The 26,508-nt window shown below is 55.8% G+C and carries 25 protein-coding genes; 11 read left to right on the top strand and 14 right to left on the bottom strand.

The annotated features are described in order from the left end of the window. Positions 1–20: 20 nt before the first annotated feature. The 3 genes from ERD84_RS02770 to coxB form a co-directional block, all read right to left on the bottom strand. A complete protein-coding gene (locus ERD84_RS02770; protein WP_130038044.1) occupies positions 21–248 on the bottom strand; it encodes a DUF2970 domain-containing protein in 228 nt (75 codons plus the stop codon). A gap of 125 nt (positions 249–373) precedes the next feature. Then, on the bottom strand, positions 374–1,969 hold the full coding sequence (ctaD, locus tag ERD84_RS02765) for a cytochrome c oxidase subunit I (protein ID WP_130038042.1): 1,596 nt from the start codon (positions 1,967–1,969) through the stop codon (positions 374–376). Positions 1,970–2,055: 86 nt separating this feature from the next. Continuing rightward, a complete protein-coding gene (coxB, locus tag ERD84_RS02760) occupies positions 2,056–3,216 on the bottom strand; it encodes a cytochrome c oxidase subunit II (protein WP_130038040.1) in 1,161 nt (386 codons plus the stop codon). A 247-nt stretch (positions 3,217–3,463) separates the two neighbouring features. Here coxB and ERD84_RS02755 point away from each other — a divergent pair, with 247 nt between their 5' ends. The 5 genes from ERD84_RS02755 to ERD84_RS02735 all read left to right on the top strand — a co-directional run bounded on the left by ERD84_RS02755 (position 3,464) and on the right by ERD84_RS02735 (position 9,012). After that, the gene (locus ERD84_RS02755; RefSeq protein WP_130038038.1) at positions 3,464–4,294 is read left to right on the top strand and encodes an NUDIX hydrolase; all 831 of its coding nucleotides are present in this window, start codon (positions 3,464–3,466) and stop codon (positions 4,292–4,294) included. A gap of 16 nt (positions 4,295–4,310) precedes the next feature. Then, complete coding sequence (locus ERD84_RS02750) at positions 4,311–5,099, top strand: PhaM family polyhydroxyalkanoate granule multifunctional regulatory protein (RefSeq protein ID WP_130038036.1); 789 nt, start codon at positions 4,311–4,313, stop codon at positions 5,097–5,099. Between the two features lie 77 nt (positions 5,100–5,176). Continuing rightward, positions 5,177–6,556: a bifunctional UDP-N-acetylglucosamine diphosphorylase/glucosamine-1-phosphate N-acetyltransferase GlmU gene (glmU, locus tag ERD84_RS02745; RefSeq protein WP_130038034.1), complete on the top strand. Its 1,380-nt coding sequence runs from the start codon at positions 5,177–5,179 to the stop codon at positions 6,554–6,556. Further along, a complete protein-coding gene (locus tag ERD84_RS02740) occupies positions 6,556–7,941 on the top strand; it encodes an MFS transporter (protein WP_130038032.1) in 1,386 nt (461 codons plus the stop codon). Before glmU ends, ERD84_RS02740 begins: the two co-directional genes overlap by 1 nt. Before the next feature lie 18 nt (positions 7,942–7,959). Next, a complete protein-coding gene (locus ERD84_RS02735; RefSeq protein WP_130038030.1) occupies positions 7,960–9,012 on the top strand; it encodes a glycosyltransferase family 4 protein in 1,053 nt (350 codons plus the stop codon). Between the two features lie 10 nt (positions 9,013–9,022). Here the strand turns inward: ERD84_RS02735 and ERD84_RS02730 are convergent, their stop codons facing one another. Next, a complete protein-coding gene (locus ERD84_RS02730; RefSeq protein WP_130038028.1) occupies positions 9,023–9,541 on the bottom strand; it encodes an Lrp/AsnC family transcriptional regulator in 519 nt (172 codons plus the stop codon). Positions 9,542–9,689: 148 nt separating this feature from the next. Between ERD84_RS02730 and glmS the strand changes: the two genes are divergently transcribed. Both glmS and ERD84_RS15925 read left to right on the top strand, forming a co-directional pair. Further along, positions 9,690–11,522 (top strand): glutamine--fructose-6-phosphate transaminase (isomerizing), encoded by a 1,833-nt coding sequence (gene glmS / locus ERD84_RS02725; protein WP_130038026.1) that lies wholly within the window; start codon positions 9,690–9,692, stop codon positions 11,520–11,522. Positions 11,523–11,807: 285 nt separating this feature from the next. Next, positions 11,808–12,011: a hypothetical protein gene (locus ERD84_RS15925; protein ID WP_167667227.1), complete on the top strand. Its 204-nt coding sequence runs from the start codon at positions 11,808–11,810 to the stop codon at positions 12,009–12,011. 128 nt (positions 12,012–12,139) lie between these two features. On the opposite strand, the gene ERD84_RS02715 is transcribed toward ERD84_RS15925, so the two are convergent. From ERD84_RS02715 to ERD84_RS02665, 10 genes are all read right to left on the bottom strand, one after another. Then, positions 12,140–12,880, bottom strand: a complete 741-nt coding sequence (locus ERD84_RS02715; protein WP_130038024.1) for an SDR family NAD(P)-dependent oxidoreductase — start codon at positions 12,878–12,880, stop codon at positions 12,140–12,142. Between the two features lie 40 nt (positions 12,881–12,920). Further along, the gene (locus tag ERD84_RS02710; RefSeq protein WP_130038022.1) at positions 12,921–13,817 is read right to left on the bottom strand and encodes a pirin family protein; all 897 of its coding nucleotides are present in this window, start codon (positions 13,815–13,817) and stop codon (positions 12,921–12,923) included. A 19-nt stretch (positions 13,818–13,836) separates the two neighbouring features. After that, positions 13,837–15,423, bottom strand: coding sequence for an MFS transporter (locus tag ERD84_RS02705; RefSeq protein ID WP_130038020.1), 1,587 nt, complete (start codon positions 15,421–15,423; stop codon positions 13,837–13,839). Positions 15,424–15,505: 82 nt separating this feature from the next. Further along, positions 15,506–15,811, bottom strand: coding sequence for a GNAT family N-acetyltransferase (locus tag ERD84_RS02700; protein ID WP_130038018.1), 306 nt, complete (start codon positions 15,809–15,811; stop codon positions 15,506–15,508). Further along, positions 15,808–16,404, bottom strand: a complete 597-nt coding sequence (locus tag ERD84_RS02695; protein WP_180001915.1) for a nuclear transport factor 2 family protein — start codon at positions 16,402–16,404, stop codon at positions 15,808–15,810. The genes ERD84_RS02700 and ERD84_RS02695 overlap by 4 nt, the downstream gene beginning before the upstream one ends. A 103-nt stretch (positions 16,405–16,507) precedes the next feature. Further along, on the bottom strand, positions 16,508–17,161 hold the full coding sequence (locus tag ERD84_RS02690) for a hydrolase (RefSeq protein WP_130038016.1): 654 nt from the start codon (positions 17,159–17,161) through the stop codon (positions 16,508–16,510). Positions 17,162–17,411: 250 nt separating this feature from the next. Further along, positions 17,412–17,864 (bottom strand): DoxX family protein, encoded by a 453-nt coding sequence (locus ERD84_RS02680; protein WP_130038014.1) that lies wholly within the window; start codon positions 17,862–17,864, stop codon positions 17,412–17,414. Positions 17,865–17,874: 10 nt separating this feature from the next. Then, positions 17,875–19,770 (bottom strand): amidohydrolase, encoded by a 1,896-nt coding sequence (locus ERD84_RS02675; protein WP_130038011.1) that lies wholly within the window; start codon positions 19,768–19,770, stop codon positions 17,875–17,877. Positions 19,771–19,787: 17 nt separating this feature from the next. Further along, complete coding sequence (locus tag ERD84_RS02670; RefSeq protein WP_130038009.1) at positions 19,788–20,048, bottom strand: XapX domain-containing protein; 261 nt, start codon at positions 20,046–20,048, stop codon at positions 19,788–19,790. A 62-nt stretch (positions 20,049–20,110) separates the two neighbouring features. Continuing rightward, positions 20,111–20,797: a hydrolase gene (locus ERD84_RS02665; RefSeq protein ID WP_130038007.1), complete on the bottom strand. Its 687-nt coding sequence runs from the start codon at positions 20,795–20,797 to the stop codon at positions 20,111–20,113. Positions 20,798–21,066: 269 nt separating this feature from the next. Here ERD84_RS02665 and ERD84_RS02660 point away from each other — a divergent pair, with 269 nt between their 5' ends. From ERD84_RS02660 to ERD84_RS02645, 4 genes are all read left to right on the top strand, one after another. Further along, on the top strand, positions 21,067–24,054 hold the full coding sequence (locus ERD84_RS02660) for an ATP-binding protein (protein ID WP_245150601.1): 2,988 nt from the start codon (positions 21,067–21,069) through the stop codon (positions 24,052–24,054). A 150-nt stretch (positions 24,055–24,204) separates the two neighbouring features. Then, complete coding sequence (locus ERD84_RS02655; RefSeq protein WP_130038003.1) at positions 24,205–24,606, top strand: nuclear transport factor 2 family protein; 402 nt, start codon at positions 24,205–24,207, stop codon at positions 24,604–24,606. A gap of 138 nt (positions 24,607–24,744) precedes the next feature. Then, positions 24,745–25,368 carry a helix-turn-helix domain-containing protein gene (locus ERD84_RS02650; protein WP_130038001.1) on the top strand — a complete coding sequence of 208 codons (624 nt, stop codon included), beginning with the start codon at positions 24,745–24,747 and terminating at the stop codon, positions 25,366–25,368. Positions 25,369–25,490: 122 nt separating this feature from the next. After that, positions 25,491–26,312: an alpha/beta fold hydrolase gene (locus ERD84_RS02645; protein ID WP_130037999.1), complete on the top strand. Its 822-nt coding sequence runs from the start codon at positions 25,491–25,493 to the stop codon at positions 26,310–26,312. Positions 26,313–26,508 lie beyond the last annotated feature (196 nt).

Genomic DNA, 26,508 nt, shown 5'->3' with positions numbered 1-26,508 from the left:
TTATTGAATAAAAAATATTATTAGTTTGTGAAATAGCCAATGAACCACCGGGCCGCCATAACAAGCCCAACTACGAAAAACAGAGTGGCGATGGCGCCGGCAATGATTAGATGAACCGGGTTGAGCTTGCTGATGTCTTCAGCATAGCCTGCTCCCTTGCGCACCCCGAAGAATCCCCAGGCTACCGCTTTCAGGGTTTGAAAGAAATTGAGCTTGCGCTGGGAAAGTTGCTTGATGTCTTCGCTCATGCCATCAGCCCCCTAAGGATCCACCACGCCAGAAAGTCCACGCTATGACTGCAATTACAAAGACTAGCAGTGCAATTGCTGTTTTGCGGTTTTTCCGGCGTTGTTCTGGTGTCATTGACTATGCCTTATTTGACTACTGGGGGCGTTACAAAAGTATGGAAAGGCGCGGGCGAAGGTACAGACCATTCGAGACCTGTTGCGCCTTCCCATGGCTTGGCGGGAGCGGGTTCGCCGTGGCCATTCCAGGCCCTGATGGCCAGGTAGAGGAAGATAAGCTGCGAAAAACCGAAGAAGAAGGCGCCAATGGTAGCGATTTCGTTGAAGTCAGTGAACTGTGCAGCGTAATCGGCGTAACGGCGTGGCATACCGGCCAGCCCCAGGAAGTGCATGGGGAAGAAGGTAATGTTGAACGAGATCATGCTGGTCCAGAAGTGCCATTTGCCCAGCTTTTCGCTGTACATGCGGCCCGTCCACTTGGGCAACCAGTAGTAGGCGCCCGAGTACATGCCGAATAGCGAACCGGCCACCATCACATAATGGAAGTGAGCGATCACGTAATAGGTGTCGTGGACGGCGATGTCGATAGGTGCCACGGCCAGAATCAGGCCGGTAAAACCGCCTACGGTGAACACGAAGATAAAGCCAATGGCGAACAGCATGGGGGTTTCGAAGGTCAGGGACCCGCGCCACATGGTGGCAACCCAGTTGAACACCTTAACGCCTGTGGGGATGGAAATGAGCATGGTAGCGTACATGAAGTACAGCTGACCCGTTACCGGCATGCCCGTGGCGAACATGTGGTGAGCCCAGACCAGGAAGGACAGAATGGCGATGGCAGCCGTTGCATAGACCATGGACGCATAGCCAAACAGCAGCTTGCGCGAGAAGGCAGGTACTACAGAGGACACGATACCAAAGGCCGGCAGAATCATCACGTAGACTTCGGGGTGACCGAAGAACCAGAACACGTGCTGATACAGAACAGGATCGCCACCAGCTGCGGCGTTAAAGAACGATGTGCCAAAGTGACGGTCGGTGAGCAGCATGGTGACTGCGGCAGCCAGGACCGGCATGATGGCGATAAGCAGGTAAGCGGTAATCAGCCAGGTCCAGCAGAACAGCGGCATTTTCATCAGGGTCATGCCTGGTGCACGCATGTTCAACACTGTGACGACGATATTGATGGCACCCATGATGGACGACGCGCCCAGGATGTGAACGGCAAAAATACCGAAGTCCATGCCAGGACCCATTTGCAGGGACAGCGGCGCGTACATGGTCCAGCCGGCGGCATTGGCGCCGCCAGGCACGAAAAACGATACCAGCATCAGGGTGGCGCCGATCGGCAGCAGCCAGAAGCTGAAGTTGTTCATGCGCGCAAAGGCCATGTCGGAGGCACCGATTTGCAGCGGGATCATCCAGTTGGCAAAGCCCACGAATGCCGGCATGATGGCGAGGAAAATCATGATCAGGCCGTGCATGGTGGTGAACTGATTGAACAGCTCAGGCTGAAAGAACTGCAGACCTGGTGAAAACAGTTCTGTACGCAGCAACAGCGCCAGCACGCCGCCTACGAGCAGCATGGTGAACGAAAACGTCAGGTACATGGTACCGATGTCTTTGTGGTTGGTGGCAAATAGCCAGCGGCGCCAGCCGTGTGGTTTGTGGTCGTGGTCGTCGTGGCCGTGGCCTGAGACGTGATCGGCAGTAACACTGCTCATTGTGGACTCCTTCCTGCTTATCCGGGATGCCGCTTTAAGGCAGCCCGGTAAGAAATATTCAAATTCGTTTTACACGCGACAATGGTTTAGCGCAAGGCTTTGACATCAGACGGCTGAACAACGGGGTCTTTACCCTTGCCGGCGTTGCTCCAGGCATTGCGGGTGTAGGTAATGACAGCTGCGATTTCGACGTCGTTCAATTGATCGCGGAAGGCCGCCATGGCGGTTCCCGGATGACCGTTAAGCACGGTAAGAATCTGGTCTTTCATTGGACCGAGCACATACTTTTCGTCACCGTCCAGGGCTGGGAAAGTACCCGGAATGCCTTGGCCGTTGGCCTGGTGGCAGGCCACACAGTTTGCCGTAAAGACAGTATTGCCTCGGGCGACGAGTTCGTCTTTGGTCCACTCTTTGTTGGGATCATCAGCCAGGGCAGCTAGTGCTTTCTTTTTGTCTGCAGCCCATTTTTCGTAGTCTTCTTGTGAAACCACATTGACCACAATAGGCATGAAAGCATGATCTTTACCACAGAGCTCAGCACATTGACCACGATAGACACCGATTTTTTCGGCGCGGAACCATGTGTCGCGCAGGAAGCCAGGCATGGCGTCTTGCTTGACGCCGAAATGGGGAATCATCCACGAGTGAATGACATCGTTGGAGGTCAGTACAACGCGCACTTTCTTGTTGACCGGCACGACCATTTCGTTATCGACTTCAAGCAGATAAGTATTGCTGCGCGGTTCAGTGCCTTCGATTTGGGCGCGAGGCGTAGCGAGATTGGACAGGAACTTGACACCTTGGGCAGGGCCATCAATATATTCGTAGCCCCATTTCCATTGGTAGCCGGTTACCTTCACGGTCAGGTCTGAGCTGGACGTGTCTTTCATGGCGACAACGGTGCGCGTGGCGGGTAGGGCCATGCCGATGACGATGAGAAAGGGAATGACTGTCCAGGCGACTTCGATGCCGAGGTGCTCGTGGAATTTGGCCGGAACCGCGCCACGTGATTTGCGGTGCATGATGATGGAGTAGAACATCACCCCAAACACACCCACGAAAATGATGGCACAGATGATGAGCATCATCCAGTGAATCCATACAATGTCGTGCTGAATTGATGTGACCCCTGGATGGAGATTGAGCTGATTAACTCCTGGGCCTCCGGGCATATCCTTGATTTGTGCACTGGCTACACCTGCCATGAGCAATGCGCCAGTGCCCAGTAACCCTCTCAACTTCTTCATGCTGACCTCGAAATACGACGCGCCCTACCCAAACGTTGATTCTGATCAAACAAATGGATCGAAATAACGCCGAATGAGCACACAATTATTGGACGGCAGGCTTAAAATGACAAAGCCGCAACTACCTGCTCGAATTTACTTAAAGACCGCAGAATTATAGCGAACTCGAGCTGACCGTGGGCTGGCTCTGTGCTGGGTGCGGTTAAAAACAAGGCATGAACGGGCAGGCTTACACTACAATTATTGCATGAAAGATGCACACGCCCGCGCACTGGCGCCTGTTGTCCAGGCCCGTTACCGACAATTAATCAAACGAATTCAACAGTTGCCGCCAAAGGGTTCGCGCCCCCTGACGGTGTCAGGCCGCGTGGCCGGCTGGATTACCGCCAAGGCGACCGGACACCTGTCCGAGTTGCCCGGCGTTCATGTCGAAGACGAGGCTGTCCATATAACGGCTGCGCCCAGCCATCGCATGCCGCTAAACGCTGTATTGGCAAGGCTTGCAGCCTCCCTGAAAGATACCGGTTGTTTGCGTGGCTGGCGCAATGAGCTACTTGATGTGATAGGCGAAGGACGCCGTCTGGGCGCCATTGAGCGCGCCGCTGTTCGGCCGTTGGGCTTGCTGACCAAGGCGGTGCATCTGAACGCCTGGTCGCCTGATGGAAGGCTCTGGATAGCCCGGCGAGCATCCACCAAGACGACAGATCCGGGACTATGGGATACTCTGGTGGGGGGGCTGACGGGAGCGGGCGAAAGCCTTGACAGTTCTCTGTTGCGGGAAAGCAACGAGGAGGCTGGGCTAGAGCCGGCTGATCTTGAAAACCGGTCTCCGCTGCGCATTATCTTGCGCATGCACAGGCGTCTGCCCGAGGGGTATCAGGTCGAAGACGTATTGGTGAGCGATTGTGTCCTGGGCGAGTCCGTAAAGCCCAACAATCTCGATGGTGAGGTCAGCGAGATCCGTCTGGTCGGAATGGACGAACTGCAGACTTTGATTGAAACTGATGCCTTTACGCGTGAAGCCGAGTTGGTCGTGCTGGAAGGTTTGCAAAGAAGGCTGGAGCAGGGACTTATATAGACTTCAAGGAGTCACCATGGCTAATCAACCCTACAACCCATTTGTACTGCCCGGTTTCGGGCAAAGCGGCGACCTCGCCCAGAACCCCATGATGGCCAGTATGGAAATGATGCGCCAGGCCTGGCAAGGGCTAGCTGGTGCCGGAGGGTTTGAGCATTCTGCCCTGACGCCGCCTATGTCCATTGAAGACCTCGACCGGCGTATCAGTGATCTGCGGGCGGTGGAAAACTGGCTGCGCATGAATTTGTCGATGCTGTCCAGTACCATACAGGGGCTGGAAGTGCAGCGGGCAACCATTGCTACCTTGAAGTCGTTTGCGGCCAGTTCCGCTACTTCGGCAGGAGGCGCAGGCTCGACCGGACCTTCGCCGCTAGAGGTTGTGTTGGGCATCACACCCGCGCCGGCGGCCAGCAACACGCCTGAACCCTCACAAGAACAACCCAGGCCCACGGCTTCACAGTCATCCAATACCGGCGAGACAAATTACGCTGAAGCGCCACAGCCTGATCCCGCACAAACAGCCAATGCTGCAGCAGCCCAGGGCTGGTGGGACATGCTGCAAAAGCAGTTTGACACGCTTGCCGCAGCCACCGCAGCTACTTTGCAAAGCGCCGAAGCAGCTCGAGCTGAAGCGGCAGGGCAGTCGTCCGAACACACCTCATCCAGCTCTACGCTTGGCCGTGCGCCGCGCAAGACGGCCAAGAAAACAGCCAGTTCTGGCGGCACGCGCCGGCCTGCAAAGAAAGCGGCCGGCAAGACCGTTACACGCAAGCGCCCACGTTCATCCGGCGAAACAGACAGTTAATAAATAAAAGGGTGTGTCGTGTGCGCTTGTTATGTTTCCGGGTATTCTGGCCTTTTAGTTATTGATCAAGATTCTTCATGCTAAACATCGTTATTCTGGCCGCTGGCCTTGGCAAGCGCATGCAGTCCAATCTGCCCAAAGTTTTGCACCCGCTGGCGGGCAAGCCCATGCTTGCACATGTGCTCGACAATGCGCGTGCTTTGGCGCCTGATCGCATCATTGTGGTGGTAGGGCACGGCGCCGAGCGCGTCAAACAGGCTTTTGCCGACCAACCCGATATCGAATTCGCCCTCCAAAGCCCGCAGCAGGGTACCGGACATGCTGTACAGCAGGCCGTCCCGGCGCTGCTCGAAGGTGGTGGCCACGATGATGCCACGCTGGTGCTGTATGGCGATGTGCCATTGGTGCAGGCAGCCACATTGCAAGGCTTGCTTGCCGCCCGGGCGAGCGGCATGGCGGTACTCACTGAAAAACTGTCTGACCCCACGGGCTATGGCCGCATTGTGCGTAACGACAAGAACGAAGTCATACGCATCGTCGAGCATAAAGACGCCACATCGGCAGAGCATGCCATCAACGAAGTCAATACAGGGATTCTGGCCGCCCCGACCGGGCGTCTGAAAGACTGGCTTTCTCGCATAGACAATAACAACGCCCAAGGTGAATATTATCTGACCGATGTGGTCGGTCTGTCGGTACTCGATGGTCTGCCGGTACACGCCGCACACCCTTCACATGCCTGGGAGACCCTGGGGGTCAATAGCCGGGTACAGCAGGCGCAGCTCGAGCGTAGCTGGCAACAAGAACAGGCACGCCGTCTGCTCGAAGCCGGCGTCACGCTGGCTGACCCAGCCCGTTTCGATGTGCGTGGCTCGCTGGTGTGCGGTCGCGATGTCTTTATCGATGTGGGCTGCGTCTTCGAGGGCAAGGTCGAATTGGCCGATGGCGTGCGCATTGGACCGCACTGTGTCGTCAAAGATGCAGTCATTGGTGCAGGCACGCACATCGACGCCTTCAGCCACATCCAGGAAGCGCAGGTTGCCGACGAGGCACGTATAGGCCCGTATGCGCGCTTGCGTCCCGGTGCCCAGATAGGCCCGCAAGCCCATGTGGGCAACTTCGTCGAAATCAAAAAAAGCGTGTTGGGCGAGGGCTCCAAAGCCAATCACCTGGCTTATATAGGCGACGCCCGGATCGGCGCGCGCGTCAATATTGGTGCGGGCACGATTACCTGCAATTACGACGGCGTCAACAAATCGCTTACCGTCATCGAAGACGACGCCTTCATCGGTTCCGATACGCAGCTGGTTGCGCCGGTAACGGTGGGACAAGGGGCTACGCTGGGGGCGGGCACCACATTGACGCGTAACGCGCCAGCCGGCAAGCTCACCATTTCACGTCCTGCGCAACAAACCATCGAAGGCTGGACCCGCCCGGTCAAGAAGCCCAAAGCCTGATGGCGGACGCTGCAAAGGTCAGCTCTGCAGAGTTAACAGACGGACTTGACGCACCCAGGCGCCACTGGGCGGCAGCGACTCTGCTGCTGGCGCTGACCATTGCGGTGCTGGACGCCACCATGTCCAACGTCGCCCTGCCGGCCATTGCCCAAGCCCTCAGCATCAATCCCGGCGATGTCGTCTGGGTCGTGATTGCCTATAACCTGGTTGTGGTCGTGTCGCTCCTGCCTTTGTCTGCCGTCGCCGAGCGGGTAGGCTTTCGCCGCATGTTTGCGGCGGGCATGACTTTGTTCATGCTAGCGTCTTTGGGCTCGGCCGCATCGGTCAGCCTGACCACCCTGATACTGTCACGCATGGCGCAAGGACTGGGGTCGGCCATGCTGATGTGCCTGTTCGGCGGGCTGGTGCGCAATATCTATCCGCTGAACAAACTGGGCATGGGCCTGAGCCTGAATGCCATGACGGTTGGCCTGATGTCGGTGGCAGGGCCCACCCTTGGCGCATTCATTCTGCAACTGGCATCGTGGCACTGGATATTTCTGATTACCTTGCCCCTGTGCCTGATTGCTTATTTCGGCATCCGCTATCTGCCAGATATACCGCGTAATAGAGGTCGCTTCGACTGGCTGGCCTGTGCGCTGAGCATCCCCGTCTTCGGCTTGTCCATCATAGGCCTGGATGCTCTGGTCGAGCACCCGCTACAGGCGGTACTTTGCCTGTTACTGGCCGCGCTGGCCGCTTGGGTGCTGGTGCGCCGCTCGCGCGATCAAACCGCACCTATCGTGCCCATAGACCTGTTGCGTATCACACCCATTGCCTATGCGGTGGGTGCATCGGCTTTCTCTTTTGCCGCCCAGATGTCCGCTTTCGTAGCCTTGCCTTTTTACGCCCGGCAAGTCCTGGGTTACTCGTATGCTGAAGTAGGCATGCTGCTTGGGGCTTGGTCGGTAGGAGTGGCCGTCATGGCACCCGTCGCGGGCTATCTGTCCAACCGGTATGCCGTGGCGGTTCTTTGTGGCATAGGCGCCAGCGGCATTGCCCTGGGCATGCTCTGGCTGATTCTGTTACCGGTGAATGCGGCATTCCTGTGGTTCACGCTGTCCATGTTGCTGGGTGGCGTGGGTTTCGGGTTCTTTCAAACACCCAATAATCGTGCCCTGCTGGCCGGATCACCCCGACATCGTAGCGGGGCCGCAGGGGGTATGCAGGCCACGACGCGTGTGTTCGGACAAAGCTTTGGCACCACCCTGGTCGGTCTCTCGTTCAATTTAAGCGCTACGCATGGCGCCCGGCTAGGCGTGATTGCCGCTATTGCGTGTGCTCTGGTCGCGGTGTTGATTAATGTGCTTCGCCATATGAACCCGATGGCGGACCTGGAGCTTTAAGTCAATACAATAGAGCCCATGAAAATCCTGCAACTGAACTTTGAACGCGGCTGGCGTGGCGGCGAACGGCAGACCCTGTATTGCATGCGCCAATTTCGCCAGGCGGGCCACGAAGTATCGCTGATGGCGCGCCGCGGTAGTCAGATGGCGAACACGGCACGAGCCGAAGGGTTCCACGTTTACGAACAAGATGGTCCGCTAGGGCAGATCGGGTTTTTAATGGGCTCGGGAAAAAAGTTCGACATCATTCACGCCCAAACTGCCAACACCATTACCTGGGCGGCGCTGACCCGCTGGGCACACCGCCGCCCCGTTGTTTTTTCCCGGCGTACCGATTTTCGCGTTCGTAACGATGCCAAAATACGAATCAAGTGGCAACGTATTGATTTGTTTGTTGCCATTAGCGAATCAGCCGCTGCCGAGCCACGGCGTCTGGGCATCAAGCCTGTGATTATCCGCAGCGCAGTTGAGCCAGTGACGGTAGACCAGGCCCGTGTGCAGCGCTTCCTCGACGAATGGGTCCCCACAGGCAAGCGCCTGATCTCTACCTCGGCCGCCCTGATCAACGACAAAGATCCGCTCACCATGATCGAAGCCGTCAATATACTGGCCCAGCAGCGCGACGACTTTGTCTTCGTGCACTTGGGTGGTAGCGGTGACGCTGAGCAGGCGGCGCGCGCACGTGTTGCCGAATTGGGGCTGGAAAAAATTTATCTATTTGCCGGCTTCCAGAAAGACATTGAAAGCCTGTACAGCGCCATGGATGTTTTTGCCATGAGTTCAGTAGAGGAAGCCCTGGGCAGCAGTGTGCTCGATGCCTTTTTGCAGCGCATACCGGTCGTATCAACAGATGCGGGTGGTCTGAAGGAAAGTCTGGCCGACGGGCGCGGCGTACTGTGCAAAACAGGTGATTACGAAGCCATGGCGGAGGGTATGCGGCGCATGCTGGACGATACCGCGTTTCGCGAGGCGGCCATAGCGCGTGCGCATGACTATGTACGCCAGGAACACGATGTACAGGAAATGGCGCGACGTTACCTGCGGGAGTTCGAAGGTTTGTTGCAGCGTTGAAGGCGTTCGTTTACCCGCCGGCGCTTACGCCTGATGATACGCGTTGGGTGGGCAGCACCGTCCTGGTTTCAAACTTGCTGCGATGCACTGAAAAAAACGTACGCACATTGCGTACATTGGTCTGTGAAGTGAACGTTTGATGTGCCATGACATGATAGGCCGGCATATCGGCCACTTGCGCCACCACAATAAAATCAGGGCCAGGTGATACCCGGTAGCATTGCAGTACTTCAGGGGCCTGGCCCATGCTGGCCTCGAAGGTGTCAAGCGCTTCCGCCGTTTGAACATCGAGCGTGATTTCAATGATCGCGGTCAGGCTGCTGGCCACCTTCTGTGGATTCAAAATAGCCACTTGCTTTTCGATCACGCCTGCCTCAACAAGCCGGCGGACGCGACGCAAACAAGTAGGCGCTGATGCATGAACCCGCAGGGCAAGTTCTTGATTGCTGATGGAGCTGTCTGCCTGCATTTGATCGAGAATACGCAGATCCAGATCATCGAAGCTGATTTCTTGGCTATTGGTTTTCATATATTTCATATTATCAAATAAAATGAAATATAAAAACGTCGTAAATAGATACAGAAATTATTCGTCATTTTTATCGAAATAAAGAAATCATATTTCTTTCCGATTTAAGCACAATACGCAGGTTACTTAAATTATTGGAGTACCCAGTATGTGCGGAATAGTTGGCGCAGTGGCGCAACGCGACATCACCCCCATCTTGCTCGAAGGCCTGCAGCGTCTGGAATACCGCGGCTATGATTCCTGCGGTGTTGCCGTACATACCGATGGTGAATTGCGCCGGGCGCGCAGCACCGAGCGCGTAGCCGAACTGGCCGAACAAGTAAGCAAAGAGAGCATCACCGGCTTTACCGGCATCGCTCATACGCGCTGGGCCACTCATGGCGCACCCGCCACCCATAACGCCCATCCCCATTTTTCGGGCCAGGGTAAAGCCTCTGCCCGCATAGCTCTGGTGCATAACGGGATTATCGAAAACCACGACGAGCTGCGCAACGAACTGCAGGCAGCCGGTTATGTCTTCGAAAGCCAGACCGACACCGAAGTCATTGCTCACTTGGTCGATCATCTGTACACCGGCGACTTGTTCGACGCCGTGCAGCAGGCTACGCGTCGATTGACAGGCGCCTACGCCATCGCCGTGTTCTGTCGCGACGAACCGCACCGGGTGATCGGCGCACGCCATGGCTCACCCCTCGTTGTGGGGCGGGGCAACAACGAGAACTTCCTGGCGTCCGACGCCTTGGCGCTGGCTGGCACCACCGACCAGATCGTTTACCTGGAAGATGGCGACGTCGTTGATCTGCAACTGGCACGCATCTGGGTTGTGGACCAGGCTGGCCAAGAAGTTGAGCGTGAAGTCCATACTGTTCAAGTGCACACTGGCGCGGCCGAGCTCGGCCCCTACCGTCACTACATGCAAAAGGAAATCTTCGAGCAACCTCGCGCTGTCAGCGATACCCTGCAGGACATCGAAAGCATTACGCCCGAGCTTTTTGGTGATCGTGCCTACAAGGTATTCAAGGAAATCGATAATGTATTGATTCTGGCCTGCGGCACCAGCTACTACGCCGGCTTAACCGCCAAGTACTGGCTCGAGTCCATCGCCAAAATACCTGTCAATGTCGAAATCGCCAGCGAATATCGTTACCGTGACAGCGTGCCCAATCCACGCTCACTGGTCGTGACCATTTCGCAGTCCGGCGAGACCGCCGACACCCTGGCCGCCCTGAAACACGCCCGCAGCCTGGGCATGACGCACACGCTAACCATATGCAACGTGGCCACCAGCGCCATGGTGCGCGAATGCGAACTGAACTACATCACCCGCGCTGGCGTGGAAATTGGCGTGGCATCGACCAAAGCCTTTACCACCCAACTTACCGCCTTGTGCCTGCTGACCCTGGCGTTGGCCCAAACCAAAGGGCAGCTGAGCGAAGAGCGCGAAGCCGACATGCTCAAATCGCTGCGCCACCTGCCCGTAGCCATAGGCGCTGTACTGGCACTGGAACCGCAAATCATGGCCTGGGCCGATCGCTTTGCCAGCAAGGAAAACGCCTTGTTTTTGGGTCGCGGCATGCATTATCCCATCGCGCTTGAAGGCGCACTGAAGCTGAAGGAAATCAGCTACATCCACGCCGAAGCCTATCCCGCCGGTGAGCTCAAGCACGGCCCGCTGGCACTGGTGACCGAAGCCATGCCGGTGGTGACCATCGCGCCGCGCGACGAGTTGCTGGAAAAGCTGAAGTCGAACATGCAGGAAGTACACGCCCGTGGCGGCGAGCTTTATGTGTTTGCCGATGCTGATACGAAGATCGTGAATAGCGACGGCATCCATGTGATCCGTATGCCCGAGAACTACGGGAAACTGTCACCGATATTGCATACGATACCGTTGCAGTTGCTGGCGTATCACACGGCGTGCGCAAGGGGGACTGATGTTGATAAGCCCAGGAATCTGGCGAAATCTGTGACGGTGGAGTAGGGGGCTTATTCTGCTGTGGCTTGTGGTAATTGAAAATAAAGTCTGTCGATTGAGATAATCTCTTAAGTTCTTTCAAATCCAATAAAAATGGCCGAAATATCGGCTATTTTCTCTTTTTGTGCTTGATATGCGCTTAGTGCTCTGGTAGAACTATCTTGGTTGTAGGATCAAACAATATCGAGCATATGTCATTAGTAGACTCAAATAATGCTGCAAGCGCCAAAAGTATAAATATAGGCTCGCTACTTCGGGTGCTATTCCATAGACGCCCGATGAAATACTGAGATGCGGCACCCAGCGGCCTTGCGCAAAACGCAGGCCAGCCAATCGTTCGTCAGCATAGAAAACGGCAACAGCGCTTACCTGACGATGACCGAGAGCATCGGCATACGGGTTGACCACTATGCCTTCCGCCAGGTCGATTTCGCCGGCCATTTGTCGCATTTTGTTAGATTGCGCCCGCTGACCAGCAAAGGAACATTGGGGTAAACAGAGCGGAGCGCACGAGCGGAAAGGTGTCCGATAGCGCCTGTTCCGCCCATCAAGAGAATGGGCTTTGAGGTCAGCTGAGCCATATATTGAGTCTTTTGTGGAAAGTGTGACGTCAACGAGGTCGCTCAAGCAATAGCACCGCCATCAACAGTCAAGGTTGAACCCGTGATCACGTCTGCGGCAGGCCCGGCAAAAAAGACCACGGCGTTCGCTATTTCTTGTGGTTCGGCGTAGCGTCCCAAGGATGTGAGGCTACGTTGAAAGTCAGCAGCTTCGCCATTGGCCGGATTTGCATCTGTGTTGGTTGCGCCAGGCTGCACAAGATTGACGGTGATGCCGCTCGGGCCGAGTTCGCGTGAAAGGCCGCGGGTAAAGGCAGTAAGAGCTGCCTTGGACATCGCATAAAGCGTTATGCCCGGAAAGGGAACCCGTTCCCCCAGGGCTGAACCGATCGTAATAATGCGTCCGCCGGTAGCTAGATGTGGGATAACCGCTTTGGCAAACATTACGGGGGCTCGCACATTGACGTCCATCACGGCTTGATAGTCGTGCACGTCAAGATCCGCGATCATTCCAGTGTGGCCAACCGCTGCGCTGTTCACGAGGATGTCGAGGCCACCTAGTGTTGAGACGGCCTCACTCACGGCGCGTGAGATAGCCTTCAGGTCTGCGCTGTCGGCTCGGATGGCCGCCGCGCGACGCCCAGCTTTCTCGATTGATTTGGCGACCGCGTTGGCTTTATCGGCTGTATGTTGATACGTAAACGCAACGTCGGCCCCGTTTTCTGCCAGTGCGAATGCTATCGCGGCGCCGATGCCTCGTGACCCACCAGTGACCAATGCGCGCTTTCCATTCAAGTTGTTCATTTATCTTCCGTTGTGCGGTGTGTTAATGAAGTGCAGATGCCTACGTGGCGCGCGTATAGAAGGGCGGAAACGATTCGTCCGGTAACGGGATGAACTCTTTATCATCGGCATCTGGCAACTTCATCCTTCCTGCTTTCCAGTCGGATGCTGCTTGGGCGAGCCGATCCTTCGACGAAGACACAAAGTTCCAGTAAATGAACCGTTCACCGACGGGATCGCCACCAAGAATCATTACTGTCGAACGTTCCAGTGATCGCATGCTCGAGGCCGCCGTGCCAAGCACCAGCATCCTGCCGCTCTCGTAGCGTGTGCCGTGCAGTTCTACCGCACCAGTGGCGATATACACCGCACGTTCTTTGTGCCCGCCGGGTATTTCGGCAGTTGCGCCCGGCGCCATGTCCAGGTGGGCATAGAACAGGGGCGAATGTGTTTTGGCGCTGGCCGTCAGGCCATAGGCGCTACCCGCGATCAGTTGTCCGCTCACGCCGCGATCGTCCCATTGCGGCAAATCGCTTCCTGAGTGATGTGAGAAGGATGGAGAAGTTTCTTCCTGCCCGGTTGGCAGCGCAACCCACGCCTGAATACCGTGCAGATGATCGCCTTGCACCTGTGCGCGTTCGAATCGCTCGCTATGTGTGATGCCGCTGCCGGCGGTCATCCAGTTCACTTCTTGTGGGCGGATTACTTGCTCGTAGCCCAGGCTATCGCGATGCATGACCTCGCCGGAAAAGAGATAGGTTACCGTCGCAAGACCGATGTGCGGATGGGCGCGGACGTCATGGCCCTGATTGGGGCCGGGTGCCAAATCAATCGGCCCCATGTGATCAAAGAAGATAAAAGGCCCAACCATGCGTTGCTTTCCAAACGGCAGTATGCGGCCTACTTCAAAGCCGCCGCCCAGATCGCGGCGTCGCTGCTCGATGATCATTTCAATCATGCTGTGTCTCCTGTGAACATTAAAGTGGTCGCAATAGATGGCGGACGACAGGTGGCCGATCGCCTATATGGAAGGCGTTCAGCAGTTTCTGATCCAGTGCGTCGGTATGGGTCACTCTGGCATGCTGGCGCTGATGCTCGACCCAGCTTTCGACGACGAACTCTTCGACTACTCGACCGGGCTCTGCGACGTCTTCCCAGACGTCCCATCGGATGGCGCCGTCGCGATAGCGCGTCGCGCGGAACTCGCGCAGCGAGATGGTGAACGCAGCCTGTTGTTCTGGGGCGACCAGGTATTCGATCTCGATCAAGACGGGGCCCCGGTCATCGGCAGGAGGGTTCGCGACGACAGGCTCGGCCCAATGGTTCGAGGGTGCCAGATCGGTGGTGGAATCGTTCGGCAGCCGCCAGCGCAGCGCTAGCAGAGTCACTAGCGTCAGGCCAATGGCCGCGATGATCAGGGCGCCCGAGACGCCGGCGCTACTGGCCAGAGTGCCCCACAGAATGCTGCCGCCGGTCATGGCCCCTTGAAGCACCAAAAGATAGACAGCGAGCGCTCGCGCCTTGACCCAACTAGGCGAGGCCATCTGCGCTGCGACGTTGAGCGAAGTCAGCATGCCGATCCAGGCTAGGCCGGCACCAAACATCACTGCTCCGGCCAGCCAAGCATTGGGTGCCGAGGCCAGTGCGAGAGACGCCCCCGCAAACAGTAACGTCGTCCAGATCGAGATCGTATTGGACGCTACGATTTTACGCAGTTTTTTCAGCAGCAATGCTCCGACAATAGCACCAGCGCCCATGCAGCCAAGAAGCCCGCCGTAGCCCGCTGCATCCAGCCCCAGCTCACGGCGCCCCACCAATGGCAGCATCGCCCAAAGCGCGCTGCTGAACAGAAAGAAACCAAGGGTGCGGATCAATACCAGTCGCATCGCCGGAGAATGCCGAGCGTAGCGATAACCGGCCCGTAGCGCGCCGATAAAATGTTCAGGCGGCAAGCTGTGTACAGTCGCGGCACGCCTCCATCTGAAAAGCACGATCAGTACCGCCGAAACCGACACTGCGTTCAGCGCAAAGACCGCCGGAACGCCGGCCACCGCTACGATCACCCCGCCAAGTGCCGGGCCGATGGCGCGCGCGATGTTGACGCCCAGACTATTGAGCGCCACCGCCTCGGGCAACCCTGCTTTGTCGATCAGCTCCGGGACGATGGCCTGAAAGACCGGCGCACTAAGCGCCGCTGCTACGCCCAGGACAAAGGTGGCGCCAAGAAGCACCCATGGGGTAGTGAGGCCTTGTAGAGTTAGTATGGCCAGAGCCGCCGCAGCGCTAAGGCCTAGGATCTGAGCGCCCAGCAGCATCTTCCGGCGATCAACAATATCTGCCAGCGCGCCTGCCGGTAGGGCCAGCAAGAACATTGGCAGCGTCGTGGCAGCCTGTACCAGAGCTACCAGCAAAGGGCTGGGCGACAGCGAGGTCATCAGCCATCCTGCACCGACATCATGCATCCAGGTGCCGATGTTGGAAATAATCGTGGCAATCCACAATGCCCGAAAGACCGGGAAGCTCAGCGGGCCCTTTGCCGGGGCGGTCATGTCAATAGGAGTCATTTAGGCACCCGCGGCACGGTAAACGGCATTGGTCGGCATTTTTGAAAACATAGCCGTCACGATCAAAAATGACCTATTTGCCTCAATTTTGAATGACATCTGACCACTCCGGATGCTTCAGCGACTGCGCCCGGACGTAAGGACAGAGTGGCACGATGCGGTACGCCTTGGCGCGAGCATTCGCAATTAGGGCCTGGACGAGTGCCGATGCTGTGCCAGTTCCGCGAAGCGTATCGGGAACGAACGTGCCGTCAGCGATGTTAAGTACGTCCGATACCCTGGAGATAGTCAGCTCGCCCTCGTCGGCTACACCATTGATGCGAGCGACAAAACGACCCTTATGGCCTTTATCCTCGTATGAAATTTGAATCTCACGTTTGTCGGTCATTTCGACCTCAGTTCGCCGACCTCGAATGCCGGGGTTGCCTTGGTCGTTTTCACCGTCCACGATCCGCTTTGACGGAAGGATCTCGCTGATGCGTAGGTATCTTCCATAAACTGGAAATAGGTCATCTTGCCCTCGTGTACCTTGGCGTGAATCGAGAATGGCGAGGTGAAGACATGACCAACCTCAACCGAGCGATAGGTGAACTTGCCGAAAATGGCTACATCCTCACCCGAAGCCAGCTTGTCGGTAATTGTGAAGTCCTCGATCGTCCAATATTCTGCAACCCGAAGGAATGTGCTGCTGTAGGCGTTGGGGCCTGTGGCAGTTCCCGTCCATGGCTCGATCTTCTTTAGCTCCGGATTATCGAAGCTCAGCGATACATACACTGCGTCGGGCGCTACCAGCCGGGCGGCTGCAGCTTCGACCTTATCTGGTGCGGTGTTGGAGAGAAAATCCATCACTACGGCCAAAGACGCTGCAGACTGATCCTGCGAATTTGTTGTCCGCGCTGCGGCAGGTGCTGACGGCAACACAGATGCGCTAATCACAAGCGCAGATAAGAGAGCCGCCTTCGAAAATTTGAGTATGATCATGTACTCGACCCTTTGAAATCCAGGTTTCTTGGGAACGGCGGCGGATGCTCACACTTGGATCCGCTGCCGATAATAGTCTGGCTAATCTGCCAAATGGAAGTGATCAGCCCGCAGTGCTGGGAACCGGTGTATTGAGCAGTTGCTGCTCCCACAGATACGCGATGCCGCTTCCGGCAGCATGCTGAATGAGTACGTCAGTGAGCCCACCTGCAGTGTCGGTCCGAGCCCAATCACGCTGCCACTCGGCTGCCAGCGCCAGCCAGGTCATCAAATTAATGCCAGCCGCAGCCATACGCTGTATGGCGACTTCGTGCGCCTCAACCGAGACAGCGCCGCACGCATCGGTGATGACAGTCACATCCCAGCCTTCTCCCGCAGCCTGTATCGCTGGCATGGCGACGCAGATCTCGGTCCACAGACCAGCAATGACGAGCTGCTTGCGACCTGTCGCTTTGACCGCGTCGACTACCTTTGGGTCTTCCCATGTGTTGATGAGTGTTCGGTCGATGATTTCCTGGCCGGGAAACACATCGGTGATCTGTTGAAAGATGTCACCGCCACGATCAACGACCACACTCGTCAGAATCGTAGGTACGTCGAAAGCCTTGGCGGCCTTCGCCAATGCCGTTGAGTTATTGACCACAATATGGGGGTCGTGGCTATTCAGGTTTGCAAGTTGAAAAGGCTGGTGATCGATCAGAACGAGCACCGAGTCTTCCGGCCGAAGAAGTGAATTAAGACCATTACGAAACGTCATATCAGTAATCCTGTTTAAAAGGTTGTTCGCAGATTTGCTCTTCGGGAATCGGTCACTCGCCGTGACTATTCCCCGGGCTCATAACGACGATAGAACTATCTCGCAAACGGCCATTCCCTGATTGGACAGGCTTGCTGTTATGGAAGATTCATGCGATCAATTTTGCAGTCGATTCGTGTCCGCCATGCTGCGAGCCGCTGGCCGTAAAGACGGATCCGACCTTACCGACCAGTGCGCCGGCGGCCCAAAGTTAAAATTTTTGATTAACAAGTTTCTCTTGGAAGTCCAGCCATGCCACCAGCAGGAAACCACCAACCAAACCAAGGTGCTCAAAGAATGAATTAGTAGCCATGAAGCGCTCATGCCCCACTGGTAGCTCCCAATAACGCAAGGCGATACCTGTGGCAAGCAACGTGAAACCTGCCAACCCCAAGGCACCCAGCCAACGCAGACGGCCCGTCAATATCATCAGCGACGCACCCAGCTCCAGTGCTATCACCAGCACAGCAAACAGCGGTGCCGGTGTCAGCCCAAAGTGATTCATCTCTGCGATGGCACCAGGAAAGTCGGTCAGCTTGACGATGCCTCCTTGCAAATACGCTGCACATAGCCCAAGATACGCGATAAAGCGAATGGCTCTGCTTCCAAGAGCTGGCCGCGAAACGGCGGCCGGCCAATTGCCACTAATGTTGTTAATAGACATAGTCGGTCCCTTAAACTGCCCAGCAAGAGCAGCCCAATGCGCCAAAGAAGCCCTTTAAGTCGGAGGCAGGAACCTTCGACCCCCAGGCCGTCGCATGATCGTGGCCATGTAATCCGCATGCGCTTGCACAGCCGCAGGAAGCCATGGCCTGATGACGTAGCGGTTGCAGCGAGTTCTTGCCTGCGCCTTCCGGCTCGCCCCATGCGCCGTAACCTTTGAATAGACGCGTGGGAGACCAATCTGGCATTGCGGGCGGTACAGGATTGTCATCCAGTGAAAGGAATTGCCCCTCACCATAAACAATGCGTCCGCCCACGACAGTCAAGTGCGAGGTAAGAAATGAGACTTCGTCCTCCGGCACTCCGAAATAGTCTTTGCTGGGAACGATGAAATCGGCGAACTGGCCTACCTGGATGCGTCCACGCTTGTTCTCTTCATTGGAGAACCAAGCCACATTCTCAGTCCACATTCTCAGTGCAGTTTCCCGATCGAGAAGATTGCGTTGGGGATACAGTCGCATGCCGCCCAGCGTTTTTCCCGTGATCATCCATGAGAGCGACACCCAGGGATTGTAAGATGCGACGCGAGTGGCATCCGTCCCTGCGGAAACCTTTACGCCTCGGTCCAGTATCTTGGCGATTGGCGGAGTCGCTTCGGCGGCTTTGGCCCCGTAGCGCTCAACAAAGTATTCACCTTGATAGGCCATGCGGTGTTGCACTGCAATGCCACCACCCAGCTCGGCTACGCGGTCAATCGATTTATCGGAGATTGTTTCGGCATGATCGAAGAACCAGTTGATACCCTGCAGCGGGATATCCTGATTAACCTTCTCAAACACATCCAGCGCTCGCGATATGGTCTCGTCATAAGTAGCATGCAGGCGCCAGGGCCAGTTGTTTTGCGCCAGAATACGTACCACCTCTTCCAACTCACCTTCCATCTCTGGCGGTAAGTCTGGTCGTGGCTGGCGAAAATCTTCGAAATCGGCGGCAGAAAACACCAGCATCTCGCCGGCGCCATTGTGACGAAAATAGTCCGTGCCTTGTTTGTACTTTACGCTGCTGGTCCAATTCAGAAAGTCTTCCTTCTCTTCCTTGGGCTTTTGCGTGAAAAGGTTATAGGCCAGACGCACCGTCATCTGTCCTTCATCTGATAGTTTCTGGATAACGGCGTAATCTTCGGGGTAGTTCTGAAAGCCGCCTCCCGCGTCGATAAGGCCTGTGATGCCCAAGCGATTGAGCTCGCGCATGAAATGCCGCGTTGAATTGACCTGATAGTCAAAAGGTAACTTGGGACCTTTCGCCAAAGTGGAATACAGGATCATCGCGTTGGGCTTGGCTAATAGCAAACCGGTAGGATTACCATTCGAATCGCGAGTAATTTCTCCACCCGGAGGCTGCGGCGTATCTTTCGTGTAGCCAACGGCCCGTAGAGCAGCGCCATTCAACAGCGCCTGGTCGTATAGATGGAGCAAAAAAACAGGCGTATCAGGTGCAATGACATTAATTTCTTCTATCGTCGGCAAACGCTTTTCAATGAATTGATGTTCAGTGAAGCCACCAACGACACGGACCCACTGCGGTGCGGGCGTGATGGCCACCTGGCGGCGCAGCATGTCCAACGCATCGGCCAGTGAACGCACACCGTCCCAGCGCAACTCCAGGTTGTAGTTCAACCCGCCTCGAACTACATGGGTATGGTTGTCATACAGTCCTGGAAGCACATGCCTGCCCTGCAAATTAACTGCCCGAGTTGCTGGACTGCTCAGCGAGAGGATGTCGCTGTCGGTGCCAACCGCCAGAAACTTTCCGTCTTTGATAGCGACCGCGGTAGCAGCAGGATTGGCGCGATCGAGAGTTGTGATCCGGCCATTGTGGAAAACGATATCTGGAATGGAATCGTTCATAAGAGAATCTCCTTTAATCACGCGATGTCCTTTCTTATCTGGTTTCTTCCCGGCAGCTGTCCGAGCACATGCTCAGTGGCTTGCGTTTTTGCACAGGCTGTAGTGAAGGCCGTACCATCCAAGATATGTTTTCCCACAGGAATAAGTTGCTCACCAATCAGCATGCCGAGCAAGCCCAACAGTGCGACCAGTGGCGGTGCTGGTGAGCGCACACTGAGCAAGCTATAGATAACGCCTACCAATACTCCTGCGGCTATAGAAAAAATATAGAGCTTCATGGTTGGCTCCCTCGATGTGCTTGGTTATGACGGGCGCACCGATAGAATGTGCGCCCCGTTCGTTAAAGAGACGCGGCCACTGGGGCAAGAACCTGCCCGTGTTCGGTCCGCTGTGGCGCTTTGTGAACCATGGTGTACGCATAGTCAACCCCCATGCCATAGGCACCGGAGTGTTCTTTAACCAGCTCCATGACAGCGTCGTAAGTTTCCCTGTTCTTCCAGTCGCGCTGCCATTCGAGCATCACCTGTTGCCAGGTCACGGGTACAACACCTGCCTGAATCATGCGTTGCATGGAGTAGTCGTGGGCCGCCTGACTTGTACCGCCTGACGCATCGGCTACCATATAGATCTCATAGCCGCCCTCAAGCATGGCCGACAGCGCGAAAGTATTGTTACAAACTTCCGTCCACAAGCCTGATACGATTACTTTTTTGCGGCCGTTCTTTTTCAGTGCGTCCCGCACTTTTTGATCATCCCAAGAATTCATCGAGGTGCGTTCAAGAATTGGCGCCTCCGGGAATACCGACAGCAGTTCAGGGTAGCTATATCCGGAAAAACTTTCCGATTCAACGGTGGTAATAATCGTTGGAATCGAGAAAATCTTTGCTCCTTTGGCCAGTGCGACTACGTTGTTCTTCAAAGCTTGCCGGTCAATGCTTTGAACCCCAAATGCCATTTGAGGTTGTTGATCGATGAAGATGACTTGGCAGTTTTCTGGCGTCAGTAGTTCGAGTTTTGGGTTGATCATGTTAAATTTCCTATAGAACATGTTTGTGCAGATAATGAGCGCCACATGCATCGATATTGGGGGTCGACCATGGCGGCGTCTAAAGGCGAGCGCGCGAACGGTTCTCGGCCACTGATGGCCTTCACGCTATTGCCATCACGGCAGTATCACTATCTCGTACAAGGCCACCCATTGATTGGACAGGCTTGCTGTTATGGAAGATTCCTGCGGTTAATAGGGAGGTGCAAGCTGGACTAAGACCTTGTGTAATGTGTGGCGGAGCCTATAGTTTGGAAAATAATCATCTGCACCCGAAGCCTGACAGGCCTGGCTGTGACGAGATTGTCGTGTTTGGCCCGTTTCGTCTGCACGTAAACCGCCGGTTGCTGCAGCGCAACGGAGTGGCCGTAAAACTCGGCAGCCGTTCGCTCGATATACTGATTGCATTGGTGGAACGGGCCGGTGACGTACTTTCCCGACGGGAATTGATTGCACGTGCATGGGCGGGGCTGGTAGTCGACGAGGCGAACCTGCGTGTCAACATCTCGAATCTGCGCAAATGTCTGGGCGAAGGCAAGGACGGCGCGCGCTACGTCGTCAACCTCCCCGGTCGTGGATACAGTTTCGTGGCTCCTGTAACTCGGGTGCGTTCCACCTTTTCGCCTACGGAACTCGAGCTCATCCAATCTCCCGACCTTCGATCCAACAACGCCTCACTCACAACTCACTCGGAGCACTTGTTGCCGGAGCCTCTAAAAAGACTCGTTGGGCGCGAGGCTTCGGTCAGCGTTTTGACGCAACTGCTCGCCGAACACCGCTTCGTGAGTATCATCGGTCCTGGAGGAATGGGTAAGACGACTGTCGCGATCTCGGTGGCGCACACGATGCTCGAGGCCTTTAGCGGCGCGGTGCATTACGTCGATCTCGCCTCGGTCACTGAAGCGTCTCTCGTTCCGATCACGATTGCCTCAGTGCTCGGCTTGAAGTTGCAGGTGCAGGTGCAGGACCCCAGGTCGAATATTCTGGCTTTTTTTCGCACTCAAAAAGCGTTACTCGTATTGGACAATTGTGAGCACGTCATCGACGAGACGGCGGCTCTCGCAGAACAGCTTTATAAATCTGCACCTCAGGTTCACCTGCTTGCAACCAGCCGGGAGTTATTACGTGTAGAGGGCGAGCATGTATATATCCTTCCGCCGCTTGATGTTCCGCCAATTAGTGCGGATATCACCGCGGCCGACGCGATGATGTTCCCGGCAGTCCAGCTGTTCATGGATAGAGTGGCGGCAAGCGGCGCGCAAGAGACGCTGACGGATGAAACCGCGCTGTTCGCCGTCGAGATCTGCCAAAAGATGGATGGCATTGCGCTGGCAATAGAATTGGCCGCTGGTCGCGTGCGCTCGCATGGCCTGCAAGGCACTGCGGAACTGATCAACAGCCGCTTCGATCTGCTCTGGCATGGCAGACGCACCGCGCCGCCCCGGCATCAGACGCTCCAGGCAATGCTTGATTGGAGTTACAAGCTGCTGTCCGAGAACGAACGTAGCGTGCTGTACCGCTTGTCAGTGTTCGTGACGCCGTTCAATCTGGAAGCGGCGCAGCGGATCGCGACGGACGCTGTCCTCACAGAAGCCCAAGTTGCAACAGCAATCGCAAGCCTTGCCGACAAGTCATTGTTGTCGTCATCCATGTTGAATGGGACGTGGCATCTGCGCCTCCTCGATTCGACGCGCTCCTACGCATCGGAAAAACTGGCGAAGTCAGGCGAACTCAACGCCGTTTTGCGAAAGTTCACCGAGTATCTTATTGCGCAACTCAGCCGGAGTAATGAGCGTGAGAATGAGTGGCAGGCTGGGGCCCGAGATGTAATGGAGGGCGATACCATGCGTCCTGCGCTGGTTTGGGCATTCTCCCATACAGGAGAGGGTGAGCGAGTCTGCAACATGCGCACTGCACTTGCATGGGCGTTTTCCGATGCAGGCGAAAGTGAACTGGGTGTTCGCCTGACAGCGCTCGCCGCGCCGCATTTACTGGTATTGTCGCTGCTGGAAGAGTGTCATAGTTGGTGTCAATCCGCGCTGTCGCAGCTCGGTTCCCTAGAGGGCTCCGCAACACACCTTATCTTGCAAGAGACGCTGGTGATCTCCGCATTGTTTACTCGTGTTGATCGAGATGAGCTTCGCAGTTCAATTGAATGCGGGTTGAACCTTGCGCGGAAGCTGAACGACCACGAACGTGAACTCGAGCTGCTCGCGGGACAGCATATCGTAATGTGCCAACTTGGTCGCTTCCGTGAAGCGGTCGAAGTGAGTTGGCGCAGCCTCGAGTTAGCACGTAAGGTCGGCTCTCCTGCGGGGCTCGTCATGTCCGAGTGGATGCTCGGGTGTGCGTATCACTTGACAGGCGATCAAGTGGGCGCACTACGTCACATGGAGGAGGGCTTCAAGCAAGCTGCGGCGCTTGGTGTGGCGAAGGTCGATATTTATGGCTATGAACATCGGATCCGCGCAATCATAGTCTTGGCGCGCACACTCTGGCTGAGCGGGGCCGCAGACCGCGCCGCTCAAGTTGCACGTCAGGCAGTCGAAGAAGCCGAGCTGGACGAGCAGCCGATGAGCATGTTTCTCGCTTTGCTATACGCTTCGACGGTTTTTTTGTGGAGGGGAGATATAGAAGAATCGGAAGCGCTGGTAAGCCGTCTCATCGAACATGTCGGTCGACACTCGTTCGGTACAAATGCGGATTTTGGCACCGCACTCGCAGCGGAAGTAGCTTTGCTCCGGGGAGAGTTCCGGACGGCGGCAAGCAGGCTTCGAGAGGCGCTAAGTACCTTGCATGTGGAGAGGCGACAAATCCTCACGAACATGCTGAGCAGATCGATGTCAGAAGCGCTATTCGAGTGCGGTGAGCTCTTGGAGGCGGAGGCGATAATCGTTGCGTCAGTGGAAAGTGCTGAGGTGCGACACGATTCATTCGACATACCAGAGCTGTTACGGACCCGCGCGAAAATCGGGATTGCTTCGGGGCAGTTGGATCAACGAGCGGCCGAGGCGATGTTGCTGCGCGCAATTGAGCTTGCGAACAGTCAAGGTGCACTCAGTTTGGAGTTGCGCTCGGCCACGGCTTTAAGTGCCCTGCTTGCAAACGACGGACGGACTGAAGAAGCCTACACGATCCTTGCCAAAGTTTACGGACGCTTTACGGAAGGACACGAAACACGAGACCTCAGAACAGCCAAACAATTTATCGAAACTTGGCGTCCGGCTGAGAGCGAATAGCAGGTCTCTGACTGAGCTCGTGGTTTACACCGCTTTATGGCTCGTGGTTTACACCGCTTTACATCACTTTACGGGTGCTCTGGCCTGCAACCTCCGAGAATAGAAGGAGGTAGTCCGGGGGCACACGTGCGCCCTGCTGGAGGTATTCGCATGGCTAGGTATTCAAACGGTTTAGTTCTTCCTCGAAGAGTCGCACAGTTCATAGAGGCAACAAATTCCGGTGATCTGTCCCGTCTTCTTAACGTCTTTGCTGCAGATGCGATTGTCAATGATCAGTTACAGCAATGGTGCGGAGCGGCTGAACTAAGAAAATGGGCCGAACTTGACGTTATCGGACAGCAGCTGACGCTTCGCCCCATCCATTGTGTCCAGCACTATGGGCATTGTGTTGTCGCCGCCAACGCCGACGGGAAATTCGATAAGCGAGGGTTGCCGGACCCGCTGGAGGTCTTGCTCTATTTCACGCTAGCCGAAGACAGGATCGTGCAGTTGATCATTCTGAGAGATCGTTCGGGTACCTCACCTTTCGATGCGTTGCGCAGCTCAGGATAGAGACGTGAGTTCAGCAAGATAAAGCGGGTCAACTTTACAGCGGTTTTCCACACTTTACTTAGCATCTTGGCGTATTCGTCAGATCATATTCCTCATGTGGATCGAGACTCCTAGTCGATCACAAGTAGAGGAAATCTCATGAGCAATCATGCAGTGTTAACCACAGGAGCAGGTGAGCACAGCAACCAGAGTGAGGTTGTGTTGACAGCAAACTTGCTGGAGTTGCTCACCGTAGCTCAATCCAAAGTTGAGGTTGATCGTCAGGCGGCGCAAGCATGCTTGTCCCGTGCGACGGCGTTGCTGGCCGCCAGTCTGGAGCGAGATGTCGGACCTAAAGCCGAGAACGCATTTCGTGGCGGGCTGCCCCCTTGGCTGGCGAAACGTCTGGCAACTTTTATAGAGGAAAATCTCGCGCAGCCTATCAGAAGTCCTGATCTTATTGCGCTTACCGGGCTAAGTACTGGACACTTCTTTCGAACTTTCAAGGAAACATTCGGCCAGGCGCCGTTCGCCTATATCGCAAGGCTGCGCATCGAGCGAGCACAGGAGATGATGTTGACGACCGACCATTCCCTTTGTCAAATTGCCCAGGAGTGTGGGATGTGCGATCAGTCTCATCTCACACGCTTGTTTCGGCAGCTCGTGGGTATGACGCCGGGTGAATGGCGGCGCGTACACGCTTGTGAGCCATTCGAGCCGATGGCCGGCAACGCAAGAACTACGCAAAGCTCTGGCACGAGTCTGAACCTGAGCGATCACTGAGAAGTGTAGAAGAGCTTCGGTTAACCAAACTTATACCCATCCAAATACGACACTCTCATCCTGTCGATACTTGGGTTGTCGCCTTATCGTTTCTCAGGAATACATCCACAGGAGCCATATCCATGACTACGTTTACAACCAGCGATAACGTCACGCTTTTTTATAAGGACTGGGGTGCAGGCCAACCGGTTTTCTTCTCTCATGGCTGGCCGCTCTCTTCAGACGCTTGGGACAATCAGATGATGTACTTTGGACAACACGGCTATCGGGTCATTGCCCACGACCGACGAGGTCATGGGCGGTCGCAGCAAACCTGGACCGGGAACGACATGGATCGTTATGCTGACGATCTTGCGGAGCTGTTCGACCATCTTGATTTAGGCAATATCATTATGGTGGGTCATTCCACCGGGGGCGGTGAGGTTGCGCATTACATCGGCCGCCACGGTTCAACACGGGTGGCTAAAGTGGTATTGGTCGGCGCAGTCCCTCCCTTGATGTTGCAAACCGACAGTAATCCTAATGGCACTCCGATAGAGGTCTTTGATGGCCTTCGGGCGGGCGTTGCCTCGAACCGCTCGCAGTTATTTAGGGATCTGACGGTGCCTTTCTACGGTTTTAACCGGCAAGGCGTCGCAGCTAATGAAGGGTTCCAGCACGCATTCTGGTTGCAAGGGATGCAAGGAGGAATCAAGTCGCATTATGACTGCATTCATGAGTTCTCTGAAGTAGATTACGCCGCAGACTTGAAAGCCATCAACAAGCCGGTGCTGTTAATTCATGGCGATGACGATCAGATCGTTCCAATCGCAGCTTCCGCCGAGTTGGCGGTAAAGCTGATCGACGATGGCATTCTGAAAGTCTACCCTGGTGGTTCGCATGGGTTGGCCCAGCTTGAAGCAGATAAGTTCAACGCTGACGTACTCGCGTTTATTCGTAGTTGATTCTTTGCCGCACTGGATTGCGGAAGTGTGATCAGTCTCTTCTCACACGCTGGTTTCGGCAGTTCGTGGGTATGATGCCTGGTGAATGGCGGCGAATCGTTCGAGTCGATCTTCGCGAATGCGGAGGTCGCGTGAGGCCAGGCTCCCGGCCCCCATCACGTCGCAGCCAGAGACGTGCAGCGCAGGATTTGTATCC

Source organism: Pollutimonas harenae, from assembly GCF_004153685.1.
In the GTDB taxonomy this organism is placed as follows: domain Bacteria; phylum Pseudomonadota; class Gammaproteobacteria; order Burkholderiales; family Burkholderiaceae_B; genus Pusillimonas_C; species Pusillimonas_C harenae.
This window is presented reverse-complemented; position numbering and strand designations above follow the sequence as displayed.